The 4,054-nt window shown below is 54.3% G+C and carries 7 protein-coding genes; 5 read left to right on the top strand and 2 right to left on the bottom strand.

Annotated features, from left to right (window positions below; genetic code table 11):
* Positions 1–246 (top strand): hypothetical protein (locus tag AC13CE_RS00145; protein ID WP_482971066.1); only part of this gene is annotated, 246 nt, incomplete at its 5' end.
* A gap of 51 nt (positions 247–297) precedes the next feature.
* Entirely contained in the window at positions 298–624 is a 327-nt protein-coding gene (locus AC13CE_RS00140; protein WP_482971065.1) for a hypothetical protein, read from the top strand.
* A 29-nt stretch (positions 625–653) separates the two neighbouring features.
* Here the strand turns inward: AC13CE_RS00140 and AC13CE_RS00135 are convergent, their stop codons facing one another.
* Both AC13CE_RS00135 and AC13CE_RS00130 read right to left on the bottom strand, forming a co-directional pair.
* Positions 654–827, bottom strand: a complete 174-nt coding sequence (locus AC13CE_RS00135; RefSeq protein WP_482971064.1) for a hypothetical protein — start codon at positions 825–827, stop codon at positions 654–656.
* A 92-nt stretch (positions 828–919) separates the two neighbouring features.
* The gene (locus AC13CE_RS00130) at positions 920–1,390 is read right to left on the bottom strand and encodes a hypothetical protein (RefSeq protein ID WP_482971063.1); all 471 of its coding nucleotides are present in this window, start codon (positions 1,388–1,390) and stop codon (positions 920–922) included.
* Positions 1,391–1,881: 491 nt separating this feature from the next.
* Here AC13CE_RS00130 and AC13CE_RS00125 point away from each other — a divergent pair, with 491 nt between their 5' ends.
* From AC13CE_RS00125 to AC13CE_RS00115, 3 genes are read left to right on the top strand one after another with little or no spacing between them, the layout of a single operon-like run.
* Positions 1,882–2,442, top strand: coding sequence for a hypothetical protein (locus AC13CE_RS00125; protein WP_482971062.1), 561 nt, complete (start codon positions 1,882–1,884; stop codon positions 2,440–2,442).
* On the top strand, positions 2,439–2,963 hold the full coding sequence (locus AC13CE_RS00120) for a hypothetical protein (RefSeq protein WP_482971061.1): 525 nt from the start codon (positions 2,439–2,441) through the stop codon (positions 2,961–2,963). Before AC13CE_RS00125 ends, AC13CE_RS00120 begins: the two co-directional genes overlap by 4 nt.
* Positions 2,950–3,912 (top strand): GIY-YIG nuclease family protein, encoded by a 963-nt coding sequence (locus tag AC13CE_RS00115; RefSeq protein WP_482971060.1) that lies wholly within the window; start codon positions 2,950–2,952, stop codon positions 3,910–3,912. Before AC13CE_RS00120 ends, AC13CE_RS00115 begins: the two co-directional genes overlap by 14 nt.
* Positions 3,913–4,054 lie beyond the last annotated feature (142 nt).

Below are 4,054 nucleotides of genomic sequence, written 5' to 3'. Positions count from 1 at the left end.
AAATCACCCATCGATCGCGTGAGCGAAAATCCCTTCCTCGAAATAGGCTTCCACACCTCCACAGTCTCCACGCCTCCACACCCGTCATCGCATGGACTTGCGAAGCAATACCGAGCGACGATTCGCTGCACGATCCACACGAGCATCGATGTAATTGGCTTCCGCGTAAGCGATCGCCGATCGAGCATCATGGCGAATGTCAGAGGTGGGGAGAAATCCGTGGAACTGGCAGTTGCATACATTTGATCGCTCGAAGCCATTCCTGTTTAGAACAAAGAGAGCGTAGTAAGGTCCACTATGATCACGATAGTCGGACAAAGCCCGTTGAGTATGGGCGCAACTGCGATCCTTTATCGAGATGGTCCCTCTGTTCACGGCGAATCTACAATCGCCCGGTCACAGCCGAGATACAGTTTCAACGAAAACGCTTCTACGGGCACCATGCTTTTGGACAGTATCGTTTGCGATGAGAAATGGACCGAGTTTGTCTCGACTTGGTGCGATGGTGCGGTGAGCGTTGATCTCGTTGGGGTTATCGATCCAATTTTGGGCACTTGGCTCGAAGTTGGTAAGGTAAACTTCGCCCAGCCCAGCCACTTGGCGCTCTTCTTATCTTGGTTTTGATGACCCGATCACAATTTATGGGCTTGAATTCAGCCCAACCACCTCACCGATCCGTTTGCATCAACCACACGCACCTGCTCGTAGTTCGGGCGCTTGGCGACGGACTTCGCGTCAAAGATCGCCTGAGCTTCTGAACCCCATCCGCTCGATGCGTTTTGCCAGAGCGTCGATCCGCGATACAGATACTGGACTTTGTAGGACATCGATGCTCGCCTTCTTCTCGTAGCGAGAAGGTTCTCATCACATCAGAAATCCGTCAAGTAGTTCTTTTAGTTCGGTTTTCTTAATGAGACCACTAGTATGGTTCCTCACCATACTCATATTCATCTCGCATCTCATCTACGCGCTCATCAACGGCCTCTTCATAAGCCATGGCACCTTCGGCAAAGCTGTTGCTATTCCCATATGTTGATGGGTCGTCGACCGGGTAGCCGTTGTCAGCGCGCCATTGCCAACCCGCCTCATGCCCGGAGCAGTCGTCAGTGCAACCGTAGGAATAATCGTATCCTTGGCCAGCCATCTCGCTCTCTGCCGCTTCGCGTGCGGCATCTTCGTCAAAGTCAGGTCTGTAGGCATCGCGGTAGTCATCTATCGCATCGGCAGGATCGCCATATTCGTCGATCAGGCCTGCTGCCTCCTCAGTCGAAATGCCAAGTTCGTCGGCGACATACTGCTCGTCGTCGGACGGGCTAGAGCAACTGCATAACAATGCGAGCACAGCGACCATATTGAACACTGCAATCTTTGTTACTGCGCTATTACGCATCTCGACCACCTGTTTTGCAAGCCGATCGAGGCTTAATGCGAGGTAGTTGGTAACGGATAGTGAGCGACGCCCCCTTTCCGCTGGGCGGCGATGAAATAATCTGATCTCCGTTGCTAGTGTGCGAGTGCATGACATCGCAGCATGAAGGCATATGATGTTTGGGGGCGGGATAGCCACCTAACGAACGATGCATTTCTCCGGAGTTTACCTCCACAAAGGTCGCTCCGCGCTCTGCTGCACGGCGAAACCTCGCCTGCAATTCCTTCTCGAACTCGTCCTTCTTTTTCATTCTTCTTTCCCGTTATTCCACAAATGCAATAGATTCAGATTGCATGTTGCGATTCGCAGCCGCGAGAATTGCATCTTCATTCTGCAATTCGGCATGATACGCCTCACTAAGTCAATCACTTGTAGGATTCGTCATGCGAAGACCCGGATCAGTCTCTGCTTTGGAAGACCTTAGACGGGTCAGACTGTCGGAGAACTTCTTCATGCGCGACATGCTCTATTCGGAGATTGCCTATCATTATGGCATACCGAATATCCCCGACGATCCCGACTTGGCCATCGCCGCTGGAACACGCCTATGCGAGGACTTGCTTGAACCGATTTGGGGAAAGGTTGGTCGCATCTCGATCCGCTCTGCTTTCCGATCCTGCGCTGTAAATGAGGCCGGTATCGGCAAGCACAACTGCGCCCGAAACGAAGCCAACTATGCGGGCCATATTTGGGATGTGCGTGACGCCGATGACTGCATGGGCGCGACGGCCTGCATCGTGGTTCACAGTTTCCTGCCCTATTACGAGCGGGCTCATCGTTGGCAGGCTCTCGCATGGTGGGTTCACGATCACATCCCGCAGAACGCCGGGTTGACCTTTTTTCCGAGGCTCGCCGCCTTCAACATATCATGGCACGAACGGGGCGAGCGAAGCATCTACAGCTATGTTCCACCTGATAGGGGCTGGTTGACCAAGGCTGGCATGGACAACTTTGAGGGCTCACACGAAAGAAAATATGCGGACTGGATCGGCGAGTTGAGGGCGACACAATGAACATCGACAAGATCATCACCTCGATTCCGGGCATGTCGCACCAAGAGAGCGAGCGCGTGCAGGCGAACGCCGAGAAAATGCTCGAAGCAGGAAGCGCTGAGCAAAAGCAGGCTGCCGAGAGAGTTCTGGCAACGCTTACCGAAACCGAGGATGCCGAACATCAGGCATTGGCCGATCGCCTCAGCGGCATGGATGTATCCGTTCGTGTAGTCGAAACATTCCGCGTCGAACCGATGACCGAGACCGAAGCCAAGATTATAAAAGTCCTGCTCGATAACCCCGGCTCGACATCGACTGAATTGTCTCAAGCCTTGGGCTGGGGTGCGCAGTCTTGGCACATGCATTTCGGCACTATGTGCGCGAACCGGGCCGTTTATCTCTGGCCTGCACCAAAGTCCGAAGTCCGTTCTTCCGAGTTCTATAGCGGCATTCTCGCGGACCTCTCTCCGGATAACCGTTGGACGATGAAGCCAGAGGTTGAAGTAGCGCTGTCGGAACTTGGGTTGCATGGAGAAAACTGAATTGTCTGGGGAGGCATCAAGCACTGCCCCCAGAGTATGGGTCACATCGTTCTGGGGCTTCGATCCAGCCAACGAAGGCTATTATGGCTTCACTTATGAAGGAAATCGGGATTGGTTCATCGAACAGTGGCAACCCGGCGACCTTATCCTGATCTACGGTGCTGACACGGCCATCACCGCCCCGGAAAAGCGACATCAGGCTCTTGGTTTTGTCGAGATCGACCCGACCCCGATCACCGACAAAGAACGAATGTCTGCGCTCGGCTTACAGCGCAAGATCGACAACGACTGGCTTGATCGCTGGACTTATGCATTCCCGGTCATCCGGGCGGCAGAGATCACACGGCGTATAAGCGTCGATCACATCGCGAAGCAGACGCTTACACACAAGGATGCCCGCAACATCGCTTCGCGCGGAAAGTTGATGACTCCGGAAGAGGCGGAACTCGCGCTCAAGCTTCCTCTGCGACCACTCAATGTCTACGGAATGCCGCCGCTTGCAGAAGAAGCGCTCCAACAAGAGTTCACTCCCTCGCGAGGCATTGATCCCACTTTTGGGCAGCAGGTGGCGAACCGGACGGATGGAGAGCATTTCCTCTACGCCCTCCGCCTCGAAGGAGAGGCCGCATACCTGCTGCGTCGGCAAAAGTATGAGGTCGGCGACAAGATTATCGTAAAGGTCGGTTACTCTAATGATCCGGCGCGAAGGGCGACCGAACACAACGCGGGCATTCCACCTGCAATGAAGATCGGATGGAAGTCCGAATGGGTCTCCCGCGCATTCGCGTCAGGGCAAGCTGCCAAGGATGCCGAGGACGGCTTGAAGGCACATTTAGAGCGGGTCGGAGAAAGCCTCGGTGGCGAGTTTTTCCTCTGCTCTCGCGGTGATCTTCAATCGGCCTTCGCAATCGCGACGAGAGAGACAGCAGTGTTCAAGCTGAAAGCGTGATCTAGGCCGTAAACTCATAAATTGACTTGCGCGGCGCGGGCGCGGTTGATTCAAGGCTTCGGGAAGGAGCTTTGGATGACGCGTCGTAGATTTGAACTGACCGATGATGAGTGGCTGGTGATCGAGCCGTTGTTGCCGAACA

It is taken from the genome of Qipengyuania sp. B-5 (genome assembly GCF_056857815.1).
This window is presented reverse-complemented; position numbering and strand designations above follow the sequence as displayed.